Annotated in this window: 17 protein-coding genes, 1 tRNA gene and 2 pseudogenes; 7 read left to right on the top strand and 13 right to left on the bottom strand. The window is 35.8% G+C overall.

Translation table 11 applies throughout. The features are described 5' to 3' along the window. The first annotated feature begins 90 nt into the window (after positions 1 to 90). Positions 91 to 1,652 (top strand): annotated as a pseudogene (locus tag NKG37_RS12090) (IS3 family transposase). Positions 1,653 to 1,795: 143 nt separating this feature from the next. Here the strand turns inward: NKG37_RS12090 and NKG37_RS12085 are convergent. Next, entirely contained in the window at positions 1,796 to 1,996 is a 201-nt protein-coding gene (locus tag NKG37_RS12085; protein WP_254416268.1) for a sigma factor, read from the bottom strand. Between the two features lie 369 nt (positions 1,997 to 2,365). On the opposite strand from NKG37_RS12085, the gene NKG37_RS12080 reads away from it, so the two are divergent. Beyond that, the gene (locus tag NKG37_RS12080; RefSeq protein WP_118977697.1) at positions 2,366 to 3,709 is read left to right on the top strand and encodes an IS1380 family transposase; all 1,344 of its coding nucleotides are present in this window, start codon (positions 2,366 to 2,368) and stop codon (positions 3,707 to 3,709) included. A gap of 1,057 nt (positions 3,710 to 4,766) precedes the next feature. Here NKG37_RS12080 and NKG37_RS12075 read toward each other — a convergent pair. From NKG37_RS12075 to NKG37_RS12065, 3 genes are all read right to left on the bottom strand, one after another. Continuing rightward, positions 4,767 to 5,168 (bottom strand): hypothetical protein, encoded by a 402-nt coding sequence (locus tag NKG37_RS12075; protein WP_016204250.1) that lies wholly within the window; start codon positions 5,166 to 5,168, stop codon positions 4,767 to 4,769. 122 nt (positions 5,169 to 5,290) lie between these two features. Then, positions 5,291 to 6,466, bottom strand: a complete 1,176-nt coding sequence (gene yhbH / locus NKG37_RS12070; RefSeq protein WP_016204251.1) for a sporulation protein YhbH — start codon at positions 6,464 to 6,466, stop codon at positions 5,291 to 5,293. Positions 6,467 to 6,739: 273 nt separating this feature from the next. Beyond that, entirely contained in the window at positions 6,740 to 8,635 is a 1,896-nt protein-coding gene (locus NKG37_RS12065) for a PrkA family serine protein kinase (protein ID WP_254416267.1), read from the bottom strand. A gap of 383 nt (positions 8,636 to 9,018) precedes the next feature. Here NKG37_RS12065 and NKG37_RS12060 point away from each other — a divergent pair, with 383 nt between their 5' ends. From NKG37_RS12060 to NKG37_RS12050, 3 genes are all read left to right on the top strand, one after another. After that, positions 9,019 to 9,327 carry a helix-turn-helix domain-containing protein gene (locus tag NKG37_RS12060; RefSeq protein ID WP_016205486.1) on the top strand — a complete coding sequence of 103 codons (309 nt, stop codon included), beginning with the start codon at positions 9,019 to 9,021 and terminating at the stop codon, positions 9,325 to 9,327. Beyond that, on the top strand, positions 9,327 to 10,184 hold the full coding sequence (locus NKG37_RS12055; protein WP_254416266.1) for an IS3 family transposase: 858 nt from the start codon (positions 9,327 to 9,329) through the stop codon (positions 10,182 to 10,184). Before NKG37_RS12060 ends, NKG37_RS12055 begins: the two co-directional genes overlap by 1 nt. 199 nt (positions 10,185 to 10,383) lie before the next feature. Further along, entirely contained in the window at positions 10,384 to 10,710 is a 327-nt protein-coding gene (locus NKG37_RS12050; protein WP_169189520.1) for a hypothetical protein, read from the top strand. 309 nt (positions 10,711 to 11,019) lie between these two features. On the opposite strand, the gene nfsA is transcribed toward NKG37_RS12050, so the two are convergent. From nfsA to queG, 6 genes and pseudogenes are all read right to left on the bottom strand, one after another. After that, positions 11,020 to 11,775, bottom strand: a complete 756-nt coding sequence (gene nfsA / locus NKG37_RS12045; RefSeq protein ID WP_254416265.1) for an oxygen-insensitive NADPH nitroreductase — start codon at positions 11,773 to 11,775, stop codon at positions 11,020 to 11,022. A 40-nt stretch (positions 11,776 to 11,815) separates the two neighbouring features. Further along, positions 11,816 to 12,175 (bottom strand): DUF4181 domain-containing protein, encoded by a 360-nt coding sequence (locus NKG37_RS12040; protein WP_016204254.1) that lies wholly within the window; start codon positions 12,173 to 12,175, stop codon positions 11,816 to 11,818. Positions 12,176 to 12,365: 190 nt separating this feature from the next. Next, a pseudogene (locus NKG37_RS12035) lies at positions 12,366 to 13,482 on the bottom strand (IS4 family transposase). Between the two features lie 191 nt (positions 13,483 to 13,673). After that, on the bottom strand, positions 13,674 to 14,150 hold the full coding sequence (gene trmL, locus NKG37_RS12030; RefSeq protein ID WP_016204255.1) for a tRNA (uridine(34)/cytosine(34)/5-carboxymethylaminomethyluridine(34)-2'-O)-methyltransferase TrmL: 477 nt from the start codon (positions 14,148 to 14,150) through the stop codon (positions 13,674 to 13,676). Between the two features lie 79 nt (positions 14,151 to 14,229). Then, positions 14,230 to 15,108 (bottom strand): amidase domain-containing protein, encoded by an 879-nt coding sequence (locus tag NKG37_RS12025; RefSeq protein WP_254416264.1) that lies wholly within the window; start codon positions 15,106 to 15,108, stop codon positions 14,230 to 14,232. 700 nt (positions 15,109 to 15,808) lie between these two features. Further along, the gene (queG, locus tag NKG37_RS12020; RefSeq protein WP_016204257.1) at positions 15,809 to 16,942 is read right to left on the bottom strand and encodes a tRNA epoxyqueuosine(34) reductase QueG; all 1,134 of its coding nucleotides are present in this window, start codon (positions 16,940 to 16,942) and stop codon (positions 15,809 to 15,811) included. 92 nt (positions 16,943 to 17,034) lie between these two features. On the opposite strand from queG, the gene NKG37_RS12015 reads away from it, so the two are divergent. After that, positions 17,035 to 17,700, top strand: a complete 666-nt coding sequence (locus NKG37_RS12015) for a B3/B4 domain-containing protein (protein WP_254416263.1) — start codon at positions 17,035 to 17,037, stop codon at positions 17,698 to 17,700. Positions 17,701 to 17,826: 126 nt separating this feature from the next. Here the strand turns inward: NKG37_RS12015 and NKG37_RS12010 are convergent. The 3 genes from NKG37_RS12010 to NKG37_RS12000 all read right to left on the bottom strand — a co-directional run bounded on the left by NKG37_RS12010 (position 17,827) and on the right by NKG37_RS12000 (position 19,842). Beyond that, positions 17,827 to 17,900: transfer RNA gene (locus tag NKG37_RS12010), tRNA-Gly, on the bottom strand. Between the two features lie 230 nt (positions 17,901 to 18,130). Next, the gene (locus NKG37_RS12005) at positions 18,131 to 18,388 is read right to left on the bottom strand and encodes a hypothetical protein (protein ID WP_016204259.1); all 258 of its coding nucleotides are present in this window, start codon (positions 18,386 to 18,388) and stop codon (positions 18,131 to 18,133) included. After that, positions 18,355 to 19,842: an MFS transporter gene (locus NKG37_RS12000; protein WP_254416262.1), complete on the bottom strand. Its 1,488-nt coding sequence runs from the start codon at positions 19,840 to 19,842 to the stop codon at positions 18,355 to 18,357. Before NKG37_RS12000 ends, NKG37_RS12005 begins: the two co-directional genes overlap by 34 nt. A gap of 406 nt (positions 19,843 to 20,248) precedes the next feature. Between NKG37_RS12000 and NKG37_RS11995 the strand changes: the two genes are divergently transcribed. After that, a complete protein-coding gene (locus NKG37_RS11995; protein WP_016204261.1) occupies positions 20,249 to 21,037 on the top strand; it encodes a formate/nitrite transporter family protein in 789 nt (262 codons plus the stop codon). Positions 21,038 to 21,293 lie beyond the last annotated feature (256 nt).

Genomic DNA, 21,293 nt, shown 5'->3' with positions numbered 1-21,293 from the left:
GTTTTATATTGCGAATTGCCCCCTCTGTTAGGATAGATGTCGTAGGGAACTTTAGTGTATAGTTTAAATCATACACGGAGGTTGATCGACATGAAAAGTAATAATGGTAAACGTTATACAAAGGAAGAGAAAGCATCAATTATTAAGAGAATGATGCCCCCCACTAATGAATCGGTTGGCCAATTAAGTGAAGAGTTGGGCATTACTGAACCCACGCTTTACAAGTGGAGAAAAGAGGCTAGATCATCTGGAAACCCCACACCCGGAGATGGACAAAGTTCTGAACACTGGAGCAGTGAAGATAAGTTTCTCATAGTTATGGAAACATACTCAATGAATGGTGCGGAGCTAGCGGAGTATTGTCGAAAAAAGGGACTTTATAAAGAACAGATTGACGCATGGCGAGATTCATGCCTTAATGCAAATGGGCGAGAATCTAGTCAAACAAAGCAGTTAAATCAAGAATTAAAAGAGGAGAAAAAGCGAGGAAAGGCATTAGAGAAAGATTTGCGTAAAAAAGAAAAAGCATTGGCAGAAGCTGCAGCCTTATTACTATTAAGAAAAAAGGCCCAAGCGATCTGGGGGGACCAAGAGGACGAATGATCAGCCCGTCAGATCGCGCACTAGCAGTAGAACTCATCCAAGAAGCAAACCAAAATGGTGCGCGATTAGCCCCGGCGTGTAAAGAATTGAACATTAGCGTTCGCACCTATGAACGCTGGATTTCAGAAGGTGGAATCAAGGAGGATCAACGCCCTATTGCGTTACGTCCAGAGCCAAAAAATAAATTAACGATAGAGGAAAAACAAGAGATACTGGAGGTTGTTAAAAAAGAGGAATTTGTAGACCTACCGCCTACTCAAATCGTGCCAAAATTAGCAGATCAATGCATTTATATCGCCTCCGAATCTAGCTTTTATAGAGTTCTTCGTGAGCATAAAATGCAAAATCATCGGGGAAGAAGCAAAAAGCCCGAGGGTAGATTACCAGAAAGTCATTTAGCAGTAGCCCCAAACCAGGTATGGACATGGGATATAACGTGGTTAAAAGGGCCGGTGAAAGGCTTGTTTTATCGACTCTACTTAATTATCGATATTTTTAGTAGAAAAATCGTAGGTTGGGAGATTTGGGAGTCAGAGGAGGCAAAACACGCTGAAGATTTAATGAAGAAGACGATTATTAGTGAAAAAATCCAAGGTAAACCACTCGTTTTACATTCCGATAATGGCAGTCCCATGAAAGCCGCAACATTTCAGGTATTACTTGAAAAATTAGGGATCCAAAGCTCTTATTCAAGACCAAGAGTAAGTAATGACAATCCCTATTCTGAAGCAATGTTTCGGACTCTGAAATATCGACCTGAATTCCCGTACAGAGGCTTTGAAACACTTGAGGCTGCACGTGAATGGGCATTAAGATTTGTGAATTGGTATAACTGTATACATTTACACAGTGGTATAAATTTTGTGACGCCAGAACAATGCCACACAGGTGCGCATATTGGGATACTGAAAAAGCGCAAAGAAGTTTATGAACTAGCGAAACAAAAGCATCCAGAACGTTGGACGCGCTCAACTAGAGACTGGAGTGCACATGATTCAGTGGCTTTAAACCCAATAAAGGACAAGATAGAAAAGGATGGAACAAAATAGCCCCACTGCGACTGAGCTTGAACTACCCATTCCCTTCTCATCAAAGAACAGAATGAATTCTGTTCTTTGATGAGAAGGCCACCAAGCAAAGCGCGGTAGTTACCCTTACGTTCTTACACTAGTAAACAAGTTAAATGCGACAACTATCTTGACAAACACCGATTGCCTTTAAAGTCATCTAATTTGTTATAACATCTTAAAAAAACATCTTGCGTAATATCCTCGGCAAGACCAATATCTTTAACATACGAATATGCAAGTTTTTTTACCATCAAACCATATTGATTTATTAAGTAAAGAATCAAATCATCTTTTGTTAACTCATTAGGGATTTTCTCTTCCAAACTAAATATCCCCCCTTTCTCTCTAATTTCAATACTAGCTTAGCAACCTAAAAAATACATTATTTTTTCATTTTACCAACATAATTGGATTTTTTAATAATAACTGTTAGACGATGTAAATTTCTTAAGGTTTCAAAATATAAAAATAAATTTTTTAGTCTCTATCTTAAATACACAGAAATTATTAGTTTTTTTCTTTCTAAAACTGCTATTTTACTTTTTTAGCAATCCCCCCATAATACCATTTCCTTCCATTATGTTTATTTTCCTGAATCCGTGACGTAATTAATAATAAATGTGCCCACAAAGTCTGATATAATAATGTTATCAGCTGATTTATGTTGATAATTTTATTTCACCAGGCAGGTGTTGAAATTGGTTAAGTTTATTTTAGAAGATTCCGATGATACATTAACGACCCATTCGGGTCTAGGTTTAATAGGTTTGCTTTTATCAAAAACAAAATTTTACAAACGTTTTTCATCCTTAAAGGTCCCAGAAATCAAGTCGTCTCCGGCCATTCTTAATGGGGATGTTACCACTTCTTATGTGGGTCTATTGTGCCAAGGTAAGAATGATTTCGACCATATCGAAGAATTTCGAGATGATCCCTTCTTTTATCGTGCATTGGATATTCAAGTGGTTCCATCAAGTCCCACACTACGGCAACGACTCGATCAAATTGCCAAGGTGACTGGATGGAAATCCATTGTTCTGGAAGAATCGGCTAAACTAATACGGCAATTTGATTCTCCTGTCACTCCAACAATTACTAGTGACAAAAAATCATACGTACCTCTGGATATTGATGTATCGCCATTTGATAACTCAAATACTAAGAAAGAAGGGGTTAGTCGCACATACAAAGGATGTGACGGGTATTCCCCTAACTTCTCCTATTTGGGTCAAGAAGGCTACGTTGTAAATGTGGAACTTCGGGAGGGAAGCACACACGTTCAAAAGGATACTGAGAAATTTCTCGAGAAAAGTATTATATATTCTCGGATGATTACTGATCTATCGTTATTGGTCCGTATGGATGCAGGAAACGATAGTGTCGAAAACCTAAAAGTTTGTGTGAATGAAAAGGCCGATTTCATAATTAAACGAAATCCTCGCCGTGAAAAGCCTGAAAACTGGCTCATGGTAGCTGAACAATTCGGTAAATGCGTTCAGGAGCGAGAAGGAAAACGTGTATTCTATGGTGCTTTAGAAACAACTCCAAAGGGAATGAAAAAAGCCATTCGCCAAGTCTATAAAGTAACAGAAAGAACGATTGATAAAAACGGCCAAATCCTCTTAATCCCAGATGTTGAGTTTGAGAGCTATTGGACTACCCTACCTAATGAAACAGAGGAAATAATTAGCCTTTATCACGAACATGCCACTTGTGAACAATTCCACAGTGAATTAAAAACGGATTTAGACCTAGAACGTTTCCCTTCTGGGAAATTTGCCACCAATGAATTAATCTTACATCTTGGATGTTTAACCTACAATCTCCTTCGGATTATTGGCCAAGAAAGCCTGAAATCAGGGGATGCGCCGCTTAAAAGAAAGGTCTTCCGTCGCCGAGTAAAAACGGTTATCCAGAATTTGATTACATTAGCTGCAAAATTGGTAAAGCATTCCCGAAGAATTTACTTAAAGTTTGGAAATCATAGTCCTTGGTTTCCTACTTTTAAACGACTGTATCTTTCATTTACAACATAAGCCTAGGAAACTGAATAGGTAATAAGACCTGAAAAAAATTATAGGTAAGCAGGTTTTATTTAGTGTACACAAAAAACAATCAATCCAACTTAAATTAGTACGAATGGCAAGAAAATAAGGAATTCCTAAAATTATCGGAAGAATTATTTTTTATCACGGATTCAGGTATTTTGACACGCTCGCTAAATTTCCTAAATACATTCTATGCTTTTCCTTCGATACAGCGATCCACACCATCTTCCTCTACCATGTGAAGTTAGACAATTCACCAAATTTGTTTGTATTTGTTTAAGCAAGGACAGTATACGTTTTTCCCCTTCCTGCCGTGACTAACCGCCTTAGGATAGGCAAAAAAAAAAACACCCAATAAAACGAGCGTATTTTCACCGTTTATGTATACATCTGTCCCTCTTCCTCTTTTCGGAAGAAACTTGTCTTTGTATTATATAATAGCAGAATTCATCTTGAAGTTTTTTTGTTGCCGGATATAGTCGTAATTCGATAATGTTAGTTGACTTCCCCATCCTATATACATTATTTTTATTAATGAAGCCTCAAAAATAAAAGATACGTCCAAATCACTAGATTTAACGAAAAAAATTTTAGTAGTAGTTTTTCTATGAATATCCATCCAAAGATCAACAAATCAAACATACTAATAGGAAACTAACAAAATTGTTTTTAAGAAAGATTGGGAAGTAAAAGACGATTCTTCAGGATACAACTTTAGATTAAATACATCAAATTTTGAAGAATGATCATAGATATTTAAAATAGTTAAAGAAAACAAAAAGATATTGGAAAGTAATATGATTTTATTCAAACAAATCAAGAAATAGGAAATCTTCTTCTATAAATGAGATTCAGTTAATTTCACTAGACATGCAACTATTCTATTTCACTGACTTAAGTTCATAGATTGAAAAAGCTCAATCCTACTTCTAGATATGTCTAAAACTTTATATAAATTAAAAGAGATTTACAGCTGCGTATATGAAAGATAAGACAGTTCTCTCCGGGATAACCTCCATTTATATTTCCTATTCTACTTATCCAACTAACTTTTCATAAATGTAGTTACACTTCTTTTAGAAGCAATAGTTCTTCTTGAAAGATCTTCCTTCCATTTCTTAGAATCTAATTGATATTCACCAAATTGATCCTTATAGGTTTTATTCAAAAGATTTATAGTTATTGCCTCCTCTGGGAAATTTTCCGAAAGTGCTATTCCATTACGCCCTTCTTCATAAATGTACTGCTCCACAACATCTCCTAACTGCATGAAATCATCTAAAAAGGATATAAATTCTATATCATCTCCGCCTACTTCATAAACATATGGCATTGTAAAAGGTAATTCCTCCTTATAAGCTTCCCCACTTATAAAAGGGGCGTTATTCTCCTTTTCATGAAATTCAGAAATAGGTCTCATGGTAGCGATAAAATAATGACTCGTCATTTTTCCACTTCCTTCCCTACAGTTAATTTATCACAAAATAATTTCATATAGTTTTGGTAACAAATAAATAATAATCAACAAACAGAAAAAAACACAACCCCCATGAGTTGTGCCTCCATTCCTTATGCATACATCTGTCCTTCTTCCTCTTTTCGGAAGAAACTTGTCATCGCATTAAATACATCTGCCTTCTGACGCAGTAAGTAGTAGCGGAATTTTTCATTTTGAATATTTTTGTAAGCGGACATAAGCGTGCTATGTCGGTTGTATTGGTTGACTTCCCCATAACCAAACATATTGGAAACTTCCATCAACTCTTCTACTAATTTAACACATCTAGCATTATCGGATGTTAAATTGTCTCCGTCTGAAAAATGGAAAGGATAAATATTAAATCGGCCGGGATCGTACTTATCATCAATCAGTTCCAATGCTTTTCGATAAACAGAGGAACAAATTGTACCTCCACTTTCTCCTTTGGAAAAGAAATCTTCTTCCGACACAACTTTTGCTTCAGTGTGGTGGGCAATGAATTCGATTTCCACAGTTTCATATTTTGTACGAAGAAATCTGGTCATCCAGAAGAAAAAGCTTCTTGCCATATATTTTTCCCATAAGCCCATTGAACCACTTGTGTCCATCATCGCAAGTACAACTGCTTTGGACTCTGGCTTTTGCACTTCATTCCACGTTTTGAATTTTAAATCTTCTGGATAAATGGGGTGAAATGCTGGTTTTCCAGACATGGCATTTCGTTTAAATGCTGATATCATCGTTTTTTTCTTGTCTATGTTACCCATTAAGCCTACTTTTCTAATATCATTAAATTCAATATTCTCGACAACAATTTGGTCTTGTTCTTTTCTTTGTAAATTCGGCAATGCTAATTGCTTGAATAGAGCTTCTTCCAATTCCATTAAAGATACTTCTGCCTCAAAGTAATCTTCTCCAGCCTGATCTCCTGCTCCTTGCCCTTTTCCTGGGCCTTTTTGATTTCCAGATCCATCGCGTGCGACCACATCGCCAACCTGACTGTCTCCATTCCCTTGCCCAACGTGTTTGTTTTTATCATAATTATATCGAATTTTGTATTCGTCTAATGAACGAATGGGGATTTTCACAACTTCTCTACCATTTGACATGACAATGTTTTCTTCTGTAATTAAATCAGGTAGGTTATTTTTAATGGCTTCCTGCACTTTTTCCTGATGACGTTGTTGATCATCATGGCCTTTGCGATGGAGGGACCAATTTTCTTGGGATATTACAAACTGATGGTTATTCTGCTTTTCGGTCATCTTACCCCTCCTAAATTTTTTTCATCCTTTTGTGCACATATGAAGTAATTTGCGCATACACTAATTTGGGTAATGCTATATCTAAATAAAGTGATTACTCTATCATATGCAGATGGCATAAATAATTTACTAATAATTTCGATAATTTTACTTTTTTCAGAAAAGGGCCTTATTAGATATGTTTCATTTTAGAAATACATACAAGCTTCTCTATCCTATTAGGCAAAAGAGGAACAGACGTGTTTTAGCCTGTTCCTCCTTTGACCAATTTATTTAGCGATTCAATAAGCTTCCTACATAACGCAATAACTCGTTTGCTGAAGTGGAATTATAGCCATGTTCATCGATTAGGCGTGCTACCACTTCGTTTACTTTCTTCAATTGCTGTTCATCTGGTGTCTTAGTTGAAGTAGTGATTTTCACGACATCCTTCAGATCTGCGAATAACTTCTTCTGAATGGCCTCACGTAAGCGATCATGAGAGTTATAATCAAATCTCTTTCCTTTTCTTGCATAAGCGGAAATACGAATCAAGATTTCTTCACGGAAAGATTTTTTCGCATTTTCAGAAATACCAATTTGTTCTTCAATAGAACGCATTAGTTTTTCGTCTGGATTAATCGCTTCACCTGTTAATGGATCACGAAGCTTATTTTTATTGCAATAGGCTTCTACGTTATCTAAATAATTATCCATTAACGTTTTAGCAGACTCTTCGTAAGAGTAAACAAATGCCTTTTGTACTTCTTTCTTGGCAATTTCATCATATTCCTTACGCGCTAAGGAGATGCAATTTAAATATTTTTCTTTTAATTCATTTGTAATGGAAGAATGTTGATCCAATCCTTCTTTTATTGACAACAGCACATCTAATGCATTGATGCTTGTTACATCCTTGCGAATGATCGTAGAGGAAATACGGTTAATGACATAACGTGGATCGATCCCACTCATTCCTTCATCACCATATTCATTTTGCAGTTCCTTCAAGTCAGCAGAACTGAAGCCTTCTACACTTTCGCCATCATATAAACGCATTTTTTTCACTAAATCAATATCGCCTTTTTTCGGCTCTTTTAATCGAGTTAAAATCGTAAAGATTGCAGCGATTTTCAATGTGTGTGGAGCGATATGAACATCCGAAACATCACTTTCTCGAATCATTTTTTCATAGATTCTTTCCTCTTCAGATGCTTTTAAATTATATGGAACCGGCATGACAATAATACGGGAATGCAATGCTTCATTCTTTTTATTAGAAATAAAGGAGCGATACTCTGTTTCATTTGTATGAGCAACGATTAGCTCATCGGCAGAAATGAGGGCAAATCTTCCCGCTTTAAAGTTACCTTCTTGTGTTAATGATAATAAATGCCATAAGAATTTCTCATCACATTTTAACATCTCCTGGAACTCCATCATCCCTCGGTTCGCCTTATTCAGCTCTCCATCGAAACGATAAGCCCGTGGATCTGATTCCGATCCATATTCAGCAATCGTAGAGAAATCAATACTTCCCGTTAAATCAGCGATATCTTGAGATTTCGGATCAGATGGACTAAAGGTTCCAATCCCTGTTCGCTTATCTTCTGAGAAAAATACTCTTTCTACAATTACATCTTCAATTTTTCCATTATATTCTTCCTGAAGTCTCATCATATTGAGTGGCGATAAGTTTCCTTCAATGCGGATTCCATATTCATCATAAAAATCTTTTCTTAGACTATGTGGTATCATGTGAAGTGGATCTTCATGCATTGGGCATCCTTTAATTGCATATACTGCTCCACGCTCTGTGTACGTATATGCTTCTAAGCCTCTTTTCAACATCGTAACCAATGTAGATTTACCCCCGCTGACTGGACCCATTAGTAATAAAATACGTTTTCTTACATCTAGACGTTTGGCAGCTGGATGAAAATACTCTTCTACTAATCTTTCTAATGGCTCTTCTAAACCGAAAAGCTGATCAGAAAAAAATTTATATTGTTTTTTCCTATTTACATCATCAATACCTGCATCTTTAATCATGTTATAAACCCTTGAATGTGCAGATTGAGCTACCCATGGCTTTTCCTTCAATATTTCTAAATACTCTTCAAATGTCCCTTCCCACTTCAACAACTCTTCTTCTTGTCTATGCATCTCGATTTTCTTTAATATACTCATATGGACCTCCCCTGTCACTTTATCAGAGACGATTAATATAATCTATGCACCAGAGAATACGAACATGCTTAAAAGAAGGAATAGTTTTTTTAGAGAACCTAACTAATTAGGAGAAAAACCTTTTCTTTAGCGCGGAGAACCGCTATAAAATAACAATTGATAGGAAAGAGGAATTTTTTCTTTTTCCTAATTCTTATTTAGCAATTCAGACTTTTGCATAAAGAAAACTTCCATAAGTGGGGGTTTTTCCTCATCCTCCACTTATGGTTAGTTGCACTTATCGGACCTTTACGGGCAGTTTCCCTACAGTGAGCCCCTATTAGTAGACATGTATAAATTCGGGAAAAAGTGACCATACAGATAGTAAAAGGAGCCGATAATACATGTCTACAAGTAAACGAAAAAATAACAAGTATTCACCAGAGTTGAAGTTAGAGGCAGTAGAAAGAGCAATGGCAGGAGAAAGCGTATTAATTATTGCTTCTGACTATGGAATTCCAGACCCAGATTATATCTATGTGTGGATTAATAGATATAAAACATATGGTGAAGTAGGATTGAAACGTAAAAGAAGAAAGCAACCTCAAATGGATAAAGATCAATTAATACAGGAACTAGAAATGGAGAATGAAATTTTAAAAAAGTATCTAGCAATTCTGAACGAGGAGGGAAAAAGTATAAATTCAAGGTAGTGGACGAACTAAAAAAGAAATATCCAATAGGGAAGATTTGTGCAAAACTACAAATCTCAAGAGCCGGCTACTATAAATATGAAAAAAAGAAAGAAAAAAAGAAAAGAGAATCAAAGAAAGAAAGACAGTTAAAGGAGTATATTCAATTGATTTACGAGGAACATAAAAGTAGGTATGGTTATAGAAAAATACGTGCTGTTTTAAATAACCAGTATAACATTCCCGCAAGTGAGAAAGTTGTACGCCGACTAATGCAAGAGTTAGGTTTGAAAAGCAAGGCGCGTAAATGGAAAAAAGGAACTAAACAGCATAAAGTCGCCTCAGCAGGATTTATATATGAAAATATATTACAAAGAGACTTTTCTACCAAACGAATAAATGAGAAATGGGTCACTGACGTAACCGAAATTTCCTATGGAAATGGAAAACTATATTTGTCTACAATCCTAGATTTACACAATAATAGAGTATTAGGGCATTCGATAGCTGAAATCCATGACGTTAATTTAGTAAAGGCCTCCTTACTAGACACATTGAAAAAGAGAAAAAATAAAAACAAGAAACTAATCCTTCATTCTGATCAAGGTTTTACCTATCGTTCAACCAAGTGGCATCAATTAGTGGCAAAAAACCAACTTACGCCAAGTATGTCTAGAAAGGCCAATCCTTTTGATAATGCCTGTATTGAAAGCTTCTTCTCCTATCTAAAGACGGAATGCCTAGAAGAACTAAAGGTGGCTCATAATCAAATTGAAGCTATAAAGGTTATTAATGACTTTGTCTATTACTATAATCATAAACGAATTCAAAGTACGTTGAACTATAAGACACCTAATCAATATGTCGCGGCTAGTTAAACAGAGAGCCACAGGCTATATTTTCTCCTTGTCATCTTACAGACCACACCTCAGAATTCTGGGAGCTTGTCAAGTGCCTTCCTTGACAGGCTCCCAGGGTTCTGAGACACTTCGCCAAGATGATAAGAGAACAACAAGAAAAGGACATTACATACATTGGAAATTACTTGAACAGTTAAGATATCGGAGGATTGATACATTGACTATTTTAACAGAGCAAGAAGCTACTTCATTAATGCATTCATGTGGAATAAAATGCAGTAAAGAAAAGGTAAGACAATGGCTAGATGAGGGAATACTTAAAGGTTCAAAAGAAGCTACCGGCCAATACTTTGTAGGCGAAGATGACGTTTATAATTTCCTAGAATACTATAGGTGGGAAGGGACTGCTTTTGAAAAGGGCATAAATGAAAAGGAACAAATAGAGAGATTATTAAAAGAAAACATAGAACTGAAAGATGAGCTTGGAAAATTAAATAGAGAAATATACGAATTGGAATGTCGTCTAAGAATTAATCCATTTTAATCATAAAAATCCCCTACCTAAAAGAGCCAAGGGAAGGGATTTTCAATCTAATTATGAAGATAAAAGGGGTGATGAATTGTCACCAATGAGTACATTTCTGACCTTACTAAGAAAGTGCTCTATTGCTTAACCTAATTAGATTTATTAAACTAAACCGAATTTATATTGTCTACTTTTTAGATCTCGGTGCACCCCCACCTAGCTTCTTCAATTTCCGCAGCTTGAGGTGGGGGTCTTACTGCCCGTTAAGAGTGGGATAAAAAAACAGCATCGGTTCACTCTGACACTGTTTTATTGTCCTTCTTTGAGTTATTTCAAATCGAATTTCTTCTGTTGCACGAACCCTTTCATATACATACGCGATTTTTGTGCAAAATTACCGGCCATTTGCGCTGTCCATGTATCCGATCTTGCTCCATTTGTTCTTTCCTCGTAATACTCGGTGATTTCTTCGTTGTATTCCTTTAGCCCACTTTTATATTGTTCTAGGTCTTGCTCATATTCATTTTCGTGATAAATATGATGAAATGGAGCTCTTGGTTTTTTCTCTGTTTGTTGATCTGGATAGCCTACAACTAAAGCAAATACCGGTAAAACATGATCCGGTGTTTTTAATAGCTGACTCACTTCCACTAAATTATTTCGAATGCCACCTATGTAACAAATGCCAAGTCCTAATGACTCTGCGGCAATTGCCATATTTTGTGAAGCTAATGCTACATCTATAAGGCTGACCATAAATTTTTCTGTGCTTTCAATCGATTCCAGTGCCGCTTCCTTTTTCCCTTCCATTTCTGCTGCTACAACATGGCGATATAAATCAGCGCAAAAAACAAATAAATGACCATTGTTTTCCACATATTGCTGATTTCCAGCTAATTCCGCTAATTTTTTCTTTTTTCCCTTATCTTTTACACCAATAATACTATAGGCTTGTACAAAACTAGAGGTAGAAGCACTTTGGGCAGCTTCTACAAGGAGACGAATTTGATCTTGGGTTAACTCCTTATCTGTAAATTTTCTTACAGAGCGATGATTGAGTATTGTTTCAATTGTTTGATTCATGAAATCCTCTCCTTTATTTTTTTCTTATTGTTTTCAAAAATTACTGATAGTAACTATATCCTAATAATATACCAATAATCGTTAGGACAAAAAGAATTAGCCCGCTTGTTAAATAAATAATCCATTCTTTTGACTTTTTATTATATCTCCACTCTACAAAAGATTGAAGAAAGCTATGACAGATTAATATACACATACTTACTATTGGACTATCTAATAAAAACATTAAGATTATAGCACTGAGTATCATCGTAAAATCCAACCATTTTTGTAGTGGATGGACCTTTTTTTCCTTTTTATTTGGCAGTCCTAGCTTTTTTCTTAAGTAGCCTTCTGATCCAAAAAGAAGGATAAAGAAGCTTAATAAAAAGAGAAAATCTTTCGATATAGTAAAGACCATTTCACATCCACTTCCCTTTAGTCTATTTATAATAAAAAAGACACTAGTGTTGCATAAATAGTGTCATAATTTTCAGTTTACTCACCTTCCCTGTTTAGAGGCAAAAAAGTAAATACCCAATCAAAGGTGGCCCCATCCATTTGGAAATTTATTTACAATTAGACTTTTGCAACGACGACAATTTGCATATTTAAGGGATGGCTTTTCCTTCAATCTTTCGAAGCCAAACATTCGCTGGTTTCCACAATGCAGCCCTTAGATAACGGCTAATCTGTAAGGTTTTTCGCTTGCTTCTGGTCTCGATTTGCACGAGAACATGTAGGCAAAAAACAATTAGTGCGATAAATACTTGATTTTGAATCGCCCATTCGCTTTGACCGTAGAACTTTTTGATGCTGAGATGTTGTTTGATCCATTTAAAAAACAGCTCAATTGCCCACCGTGATTTATACATTTCTGAAATTTCTTCGGCGCTTAAATCAAAACGATTTGTAATTAAATGAAGTTCATTTCCTTTTGAGTCCATCACTTTTAGAAGCCGAAAGTAATTTTCAGCACGGTTTTGAGTCGTACCTATCAACACCATTTGGTCTGATAAAACAGCTGTATCCTTGGGTAGCTTAAAATCGTAAACGTTCCGTATGACTGCATTTTTGCGTAGCCGTGAAAGAAAGAAGTAGCCATCATCAGTCATGCGATCAAAGCGCTCGTAGTCTAGATAACCACGGTCAAACACATACATGCATTCCTTGTCATCCACCATGATTTCAAGCTGACCACGGTCATGTTCTTTTGCCGTTGTCATAACGGCCTTTTCAGGATAGGATATACCCTTTTCCATAAACACAAGGCGCAAATGTAACTTTACACCTGCTTTTGTTTTGCGGAATTTAGCCCATTTATGATTGGTCAAATTAAGTGGCAATGTGCTTGAATCAATGATTTTTAACGGCATCACGAGTTTCGTGTAATGCGTTTTGGCATGAATTTGTGACACTAAATCAAGGAAAAGCCTTTGAAATAGATCAGGGTTTATGCCGTTTAACCGCCGTGACAACTGAGAAATACTAATAGAATCAAGGTCTATCCCTTTTTGAAGCTGGTCATCGAAAAAGACAATCACCCAGCGCATGCAGACTTTCAATTTCTTGTAGCTGCGCAAAAAGTAGTAATTTTAGAAATGACTCTGTCGTTAATTTTTTCGTATAGTAATCTAATTTCATCGTTTTCACGTTTTCTTCAAATAATTGAAGATTTATAGGTGAAAACCATTGTCCAAATGAAGTTTTTCGTGTAATCTTGTCCATGTGATGGTCCTTTTTTAGTGGATTTGGACGGGTTACCACCTGACTAATCCATTATAAAGGACTTTTTCTTTGCGCAAAATAATAATATTGAACATTTTGAGTATTTTTAATAGTGAATTTAAATTAATGCAACACTAGTGTAAAAAAGAGTATAAATCTATTACGATTTACACTCTGTCATTGTTTCAATATTATTTTTTTAGATGTCCAAAATTTTGTTGCCTTAATGCCTCATAAATAAGAACAGCTGCTGTATTTGAAAGATTATAAGAACGAATATTATCTGTCATTGGGATTCGTAAAGTTCTATCTAAATTATTCTGAATAACTTCTTGAGGAAGCCCCGTTGTTTCGCTTCCGAAAATAAAGTAATGATCTTTATTTATTTCACTGTAATTGAAGGAGTCATAAGGCGTTTCTCCAACCTTCGTAACATAGTAAAAAGCTCCGCCGTCATTTTTTTTGTAAAATTCATCTAAGGAGTCATAATAATGAATCTCGACATATTCCCAATAATCTAAGCCTGCTCTCTTTAACGCTTTATCATCGGTGGAGAATCCAAATGGACGAATTAGATGAAGCACCGTGTCTGTTCCCGCACATGTTCTGGCAATATTGCCTGTATTGGAAGGTATTTGTGGTTGGTATAGAACAATATGTATTGCCAAATTTGTCACCTCTAACTATTACTTTCCGTTCCATTATACACCTACTTAAAAGGAAATGCGAAAGAGATTATTCTCCTTTTTAACCATCAATAATCGTAAAGAATTTATATTTAATATTTGGAGTATAGGCAGTTGAATCTTCATATTTCCAGTAGCGCATGCGACTATTATACGTATGTGCATTTACTAACGGCTCTCCATTTGCATCTTTTCCCGTGACAATCGTTGTATGATTATATTTCCCATCCCCTTCAAAATCATAACAAATGACATCTCCAAGCTTTAACTCCATTGCGCTATTTACTTTATTTGAACGTAGACCGGCAGTAGAAGTTTCTAAATATCTTGGAAATGCATTCGCTACAGACCAACTGTAGCTCCAATTATTATTTTGCATCCACCAACCCTTATTACGGTTCGGATAGCCTCTCATCGGCGCCCCTCCCTCATGCACACATTGCGATATATAATTGGTACAATCGACCTCAAATTGGTGGTATTTCGGATTGTAACTATTCCACCATTTCTCTGCATATTGCACTGCTTTTAGACGATCATATGTGTAGCGACTCGATCTCTCTTTCATTTCTCTAAATTCTTCAGCTAATGGTACCTCTCGATAATCTTCTGGATAAGCTGGGAGGAGCTCCGTATCTTCAATTAATACGCCTTTATAAAAAACACCTTTTCTATTTTCGACCTCTTCTTCAACAATAAAAAGCTCGCCTTGCTTGATAAAATATTGGAGATGAACAGAATAAACCAATTCTTCTGTCTCATCCGCCTTTTTTTGACTATCTTCAATTTTCCCTTTTGCCTTCACATGAACTATTTCAGCATTTCTTTTATTCATACTATTTCTTTTTCGCTCTAATTTCTCATCTACTATGGCTGTTCTTTCTTTTGCAACACATTGCTGAATCCGTTTCTCGATAAGCTCCATTAATTGTTGTTTCATTCCATCTACTCCCTTCTTTAATAACTATGTTTAAAGGGAGAAGAACTGTACAAAAAAAAGAAGGCATAGATATCCTTCTTTTTGGTCTCGTATTAATTAGTAAAAAATGAGGAAAGACATTTTCCCTCTTACTGTATGAAGTATTGGCGTTCATCCTACTGATGAAAACCACTTTTTCTCTTTCTCTATGAAATTTTGGCGTTCATTCACTTGATGAAAACCACTTTTTCTCTTTCTCTATGAAATTTTGGCGTTCATTCACTTGATGAAAACCACTTTTTCTCTTTCTTCATGAAATTTTGGCGTTCATTCACTTGATGAAAACCACTTTTTCTCTTTCTTCATGAAATTTCGGCGTTCATTCACTTGATGAAAACCACTTTTTCTCTTTCTCTATGAAATTTTGGCGTTCATTCACTTGATGAAAACCACTTTTTCTCTTTCTCTATGAAATTTTGGTGTTCATTCACTTGATGAAAACCACTTTTTCTCTTTCTCTATGAAATTTTTGCGGTCAGCCACACGATGAACGCCTCTTTTCCTACCACTCCACGAAATATTAGCGGTCAGCCACACGATGAACGCCTCTTTTCCTACCACTCCACGAAATATTAGCGGTCAGCCACACGATGAAAACCTCTTTCCCTCTCACCACAAGAAAAAACAGCGATCTTCCCCCAAAGGAAACCAGCCATATTAATTAATGCGCTAATCGCTGTAAAGCATCTTGGATTTCTTGTAGAACTTCTTGATCTTCTTCTTGTTGTGTTGCTGTTTGCAAGGCAGTCTTTGACTCGTCGCCGCCAATTTTCCCTAAAGCCCATGCTGCTGTTCCTCTTATCACTGGTCTTGGGTCTTTTTTCATAACAGTAATTAAATCTCCGACTGCTCCTTCCTCTTTAAAATGAGCAAGTGCAATAATCGCGTTGCGCTGAATCGGCTTTTTTCCACGCCAAGAACCAGAAATATAACCATACTTTTCCTTAAATTCTTTATTGCTGATAAATAGTAGTGGCTGGAGCAATGGTTTTGCAATTTCTGGGTCTGGCTCCATTTCTGGATGATTGTGAAAATCAATTCCTTTATTTTTCGGACAAACAGTTTGGCAGGTGTCACAGCCATAAATTCGGTTTCCGAGCTTTTCTCTAAATTCTTCTGCTAGAAATCCCTTTGTCTGTGTTTGAAAAGCAATACATCTTTGAGCATTTAACTGTCCACCTTGAATAAGCGCACCTGTCGGACAAACCTCTACGCATTTATTACATGTTCCACACTGATCTTCCATTGGAGTATCTGGATCTAGTGGAAGATTGGTAATCATTTCTCCTAAATAAACATAAGAGCCAAACTCTGGTGTGATGATCGCACAGTTTTTTCCAGACCAGCCAATACCTGCACGCTGAGCAACTGCTCGGTCCACCAATTCCCCGGTATCTACCATCGATTTACACAATGCATCCGGGATTCTTTCTTTTATATAATCCTCAAGTTTCTTCAAACGATCATTTAATACAACATGATAATCAGTTCCCCAAGAAGCACGGCAAAATATGCCTCTGCGTGCTCCTTTTTTGCTGACTACCCTTTCTTTCATTTTAGAAGGATAAGCAAGTGCAATCGAAATAATCGACTTTGGCTGTTCTAATAGAAGGGAGGGGTTTACCCGCTTCTCTATATCTTTCTCTTCAAAACCAGATTGATAATTTAATTCTTGCTGCCTGATTAAACGTACTTTCATTTCTTCAAAGGTACTGGCACTGGTAAAGCCTATTTTATCTATTCCGATTGTTTTACTATATTCAATGATATCTTTCTTTAATTCACGGAAATCCAATGGGCTCCCTCCTTCCTTTTCATTGGTTTTTCATTAAGATTACGCTAAAATATAGGATAACATAAACAACTATTATATTGGAGGTGTATATATTGGATATTTCCATCTCAGCACAGATTAAGCAATTGATACCTAATTTCAAGATCGGATTCATTCATTATCAAGGAATGGAAGTAATGGACACACCACAGATGATAAAAGGGCGAATGCGACTTTTTCAAGAGTCTATTTTTTTTGATTTAGAAGATAATAACGTAACCGATATTCCTTCTGTAAAAGAATGGCGGGAAATCTTTAAAAAGACAGGTAAAGATCCAAATCGCTATCGCCATTCAGCAGAAAGCCTGCTTAGACGCATCAAAAAACAAAATTACTTAGAGCCAATCAATAGTAGCATTGATATTAATAATTTCTTTTCCCTTCAATATGGCGTTCCTATCGGTATTTATGATTGTGCCAATCTTCAAGGAAATATAAACATACGTATTGGAAAAGAAGGCGAACAATATGCTGGTCTTAATGGAAGAATGAATTCGATTGAAAATTTGATTGTATCTGCAGATGAGCTTGGTCCATTTGGCAGTCCTTTTGTCGATTCCGACAGAGCACCTGTCCAACCATCTACGAAAAATGCCATTCAAATTGTCTATCTTCCCCCATCCATTGAAAGTGAAAAAGCAAACCAAATGGTAGAATCCCTACTTAATATGTTTGTACAGGTTCATGGAGGAGAAGCTTCTTTTTCCATTGTAGAATAATAATTTGTCAGGAGAGCCGATACAGCGGAAACACCCTCTCCTGCATATAGCTATTTTCTTTGTAAAATTAAAAAACGCAATGCTTCGTTCTTAATGAAACGAAACACTGCGTTGTGAGCGTATGTATGGAGCGGGTGATGGGAATCGAACCCACGACATCAGCTTGGAAGGCTGAGGTTTTACCATTAAACTACACCCGCATTTATTAAGTTTTCTTTACTGTTTTTTTACTTATTTTTAACACGTTTTTTATTATATAGCCGTATTGTTAAAAAAGCAACCTCTTTTCGACAATTTTTTTATTTTTTTCTTTTATACGGATTCTACCACTTGTAGCTTCTACTTCTCAATGGTTTAGGGAATCTACTTACCTTTTTAAAAACACAATTTTAGCCACCCAGATCGTCTCTGTCTACGGGGCCTTCCAATGTTAATTCTGATGGAATTTCAAAGCAGATTCCCTTCCCAAAGTTTGCTTTAAAAATACTACATCACCATTGTATTCAATAGTCCAAGATTTATTATCATTTTTTTGTATCTTTACATTTACTTTACGATTCTCTCCTTTTTCCAAAAATAAAAAAACCAGTTCCCACTTAAAAGTAGAAAACTGATCTTTAATATTTACAAAACTTCCCTCAGTGTGAGATATGCTTATTTTGTAAAAATGGTTTTTCTTTCTTTCCAAGCAAAACCTGCAATTAACAATATAAGTGCTCCCATGATAAGTACATATGTTGTTACGGCGCCAGCAACTCCAAATGTCTGTGATAAATAGCCGAGACCAATAACTGGCAGGCTTACACCTAGATACGTAATTACAAAAAAGGTAGAAACAATATTTCCTTTTATTTTACTTGGTGCCACTTCATTTACTAGCGCTAAGCTTCCCGCATACGCTGGTCCATTCCCTCCACCAATAAGTACAGCTGAAATCAACAATAATGTCAGCGATTGGGTGTTAATTGTAATAACTAGAAGCATAAGCCCTACCGCTAGGAAAACATATCCAATTGCAATCAATTTTATTAAGGATAATTGTTTTAATAAAATTTGGTTAAAGGCCGCAGCGATTAATCCAAGTGCTACAACAATTCCTGATATGGTTAAGCTCGTTACGGTCGTAAAGCTAGACAGATTGGATGGTATTAAAGACATAAACATACTAATAATCGACCATGCCACAAAAGAAGTAAAGGAAGCTAATAAAAATGGTTTCATTATTTCTTTTGGAACAAATGGTTTCTTTAATTGAACAGGCTTTAGACCTGGTCTAATATTTTCATTTAGGAAAAACAGAAGGATAAAACATGGGATGATAAATAATAAATGTACATAATAAGATAATTTTAATGGGATTGGAGCAAAGTCACCAAGCAATCCGGAGAGAATTGGCCCGAATGCATTACCAAGTGTAACAGCAAGAGCACATATTAACGCGGTCTTTTTCGTGTTTTTCTTCTCATCTAACTCTGTTAAAGCAGCTACTGCTACTCCATTTAAAATACCGACAGATAATCCTTGGAATAAACGGCCAATAAGCAGCATTCCAAGACCATTTGCGATGGTGAAGCAAAATGTTCCTATCAGTGAGAAGAAAATCCCTGGAATTAGCACTTTCTTTTTCCCAATTTGATCTGATAATTGCCCAGCAATGACGATAGCGGGAATTACGGTAAAGGCATAAATAGCAAACACAAGTGTAATCATTCCCGATGTAAGTCCCCACTCCATTCGATAAAGCGAATAAAGAGATGCTGGGATATTCGTTCCGAATAATGTTAAAAATAAACTGCAGGCAACTAGCCAGTAAGATACTTTTTTGCTTAATGTTTTTTGCTCTCTTAGTGTTTGAATAGTATCTGTACGTTGAAGCAATCTTTGTTGGAAAGCCGATTTATGAATGGCATCTGCATCCACTTCTACGACATCCATTAGTCCCTGTAATCCAATTAAAAGGTTTTGAACTTGCTTGTCTCCTGCTGAACTAGAAATTTGTATTCTCGTCGTTGCTTCTCGTTTATATTTTTTCGTTTTTATATCTTCAATATTTACATGATGCGTTCCAAATAAGCTGGATATACGAGCCAGAACTCCCGGCTGATCATTTACAAGCATCGATATGCGATATGCTGAAGTCATGAGCTCTTCACTCCCTTGTTAGTTTCCATCTTCTATTTTATGATTGAATAAATATAAAGTCTATACATTTGTAAGAAAATATAACATGAATTCTTCGACAAATTATTCCATTGTGATTTTATGCATTAGATTTAACTTTTTTCACCTTTATAAAAGTTTTTATTTACTGTATTTTCAGAAAAATATTGCATATTTTTTGTATATTTTAATCTAGTTCTTTTTGGGGAATATAATAAGATAGATTAAATCCCTTTTAATTTGTGAACAAATTTTGAATAAATGTTTCTATTGTGATTTTTTTCACATATTTTCATTGACCTCTTAAGGAATCAGCATGATAATAATAGGGTAATAAACATTACTACAGTGAAAACTAAGAAAAACCTTGATCAGGAGGATTATGAATATGGAAGGCGCATCTCTTTTTGAAGTAGAAAAATTAGCGTTAAAAAAATTAAAAATTTATAAACAAAGTAAGTTTCGCTTTTTTATGCGTGCCGTTGTTGCAAGTATGTTCATAGGCTTTGGCGTAATCGTGGCATTTAAAACTGGAAATTTCTTTTACGCAGTAGAATCACCTTTTGCTTACCCAATGGCTGCTTTAGTATTCGGCGCAGCAATTATTCTTATCGCATATGGCGGCGGTGATTTATTTACAGGAAACACTTTTTACTATACTTATGCAGCATTAAGAAAAAAAATTAAATGGACGGATGTTTTTAAAGTTTGGGGAACTAGTTATGCAGGAAATATTGTTGGGGCAATCTTCTTTGCTGTTTTCATCTTGTTAACTGGGCTATTTAAATCTCCTAGTGTCAATGACTTCTTGCTCCATGCTGCAGAAACCAAATTAGAAGCACCAATTAGTGAACTTTTCTTTCGAGGAATTTTATGTAACTGGCTTGTTTGTTTAGCTTTCTTTATCCCTATGGCTTTAAAAGAGGATATCGCGAAAATTACGGTAATGATTTTATTTGTTTTCTGTTTCTTCATTTCTGGCTATGAACACAGCATTGCCAATATGGCGACATTCTCTATTTCTTATGTATTAGATCAAAATCCAGCTGTTACTATTCCAGCAATTATTCGTAACTTAGTACCTGTTACGATAGGGAATTTAATTGGCGGTGTCGGTTTTATGGGTGTTATGTATTATTACGTTAACAAACCATTTATGGATGAGGAAGAAAAATAATCAAGGTTCAGTAGGAGTTGGTACCACACATTATATCAAGTGTGGTACCGTTTTTTATTAGGCCGTTTTCGTAAAGTTTGTTGCTACCCCCGCAGACGTCATATATGCGAAAATTTTCAAATAACATCCAAATTCTCTCATTTATTCCCCCCTCTAATCCTCATAAAGAAACAAACTATTATCCCTCCTGCCTCCCTATCTTCAAAACAAAATAATTCACAAAATTTATTTTGACTTCTACTAAAGTAAAGAGTAA

The organism is Niallia sp. RD1 (genome assembly GCF_024219955.1).
Taxonomy (GTDB): Bacteria; Bacillota; Bacilli; order Bacillales; family Cytobacillaceae; genus Niallia; species Niallia alba.
Note: the sequence above shows the minus strand (reverse complement) of the source record. Positions and strands in the feature narration are given on the sequence as shown.

What these genes read in the sequence shown, in the direction of transcription:
- NKG37_RS12075 (WP_016204250.1), bottom strand. Translation starts at nt 5,168, where the DNA reads ATGACGAGTCATTATTTTATCGCTACCATGAGACCTATTTCTGAATTT.
- yhbH (WP_016204251.1), bottom strand. Translation starts at nt 6,466, where the DNA reads ATGACCGAAAAGCAGAATAACCATCAGTTTGTAATATCCCAAGAAAAT.
- NKG37_RS12065 (WP_254416267.1), bottom strand. Translation starts at nt 8,635, where the DNA reads ATGAGTATATTAAAGAAAATCGAGATGCATAGACAAGAAGAAGAGTTG.
- NKG37_RS12060 (WP_016205486.1), top strand. Translation starts at nt 9,019, where the DNA reads ATGTCTACAAGTAAACGAAAAAATAACAAGTATTCACCAGAGTTGAAG.
- nfsA (WP_254416265.1), bottom strand. Translation starts at nt 11,775, where the DNA reads ATGAATCAAACAATTGAAACAATACTCAATCATCGCTCTGTAAGAAAA.
- NKG37_RS12040 (WP_016204254.1), bottom strand. Translation starts at nt 12,175, where the DNA reads ATGGTCTTTACTATATCGAAAGATTTTCTCTTTTTATTAAGCTTCTTT.
- NKG37_RS12025 (WP_254416264.1), bottom strand. Translation starts at nt 15,108, where the DNA reads ATGAAACAACAATTAATGGAGCTTATCGAGAAACGGATTCAGCAATGT.
- NKG37_RS12000 (WP_254416262.1), bottom strand. Translation starts at nt 19,842, where the DNA reads ATGACTTCAGCATATCGCATATCGATGCTTGTAAATGATCAGCCGGGA.
- NKG37_RS11995 (WP_016204261.1), top strand. Translation starts at nt 20,249, where the DNA reads ATGGAAGGCGCATCTCTTTTTGAAGTAGAAAAATTAGCGTTAAAAAAA.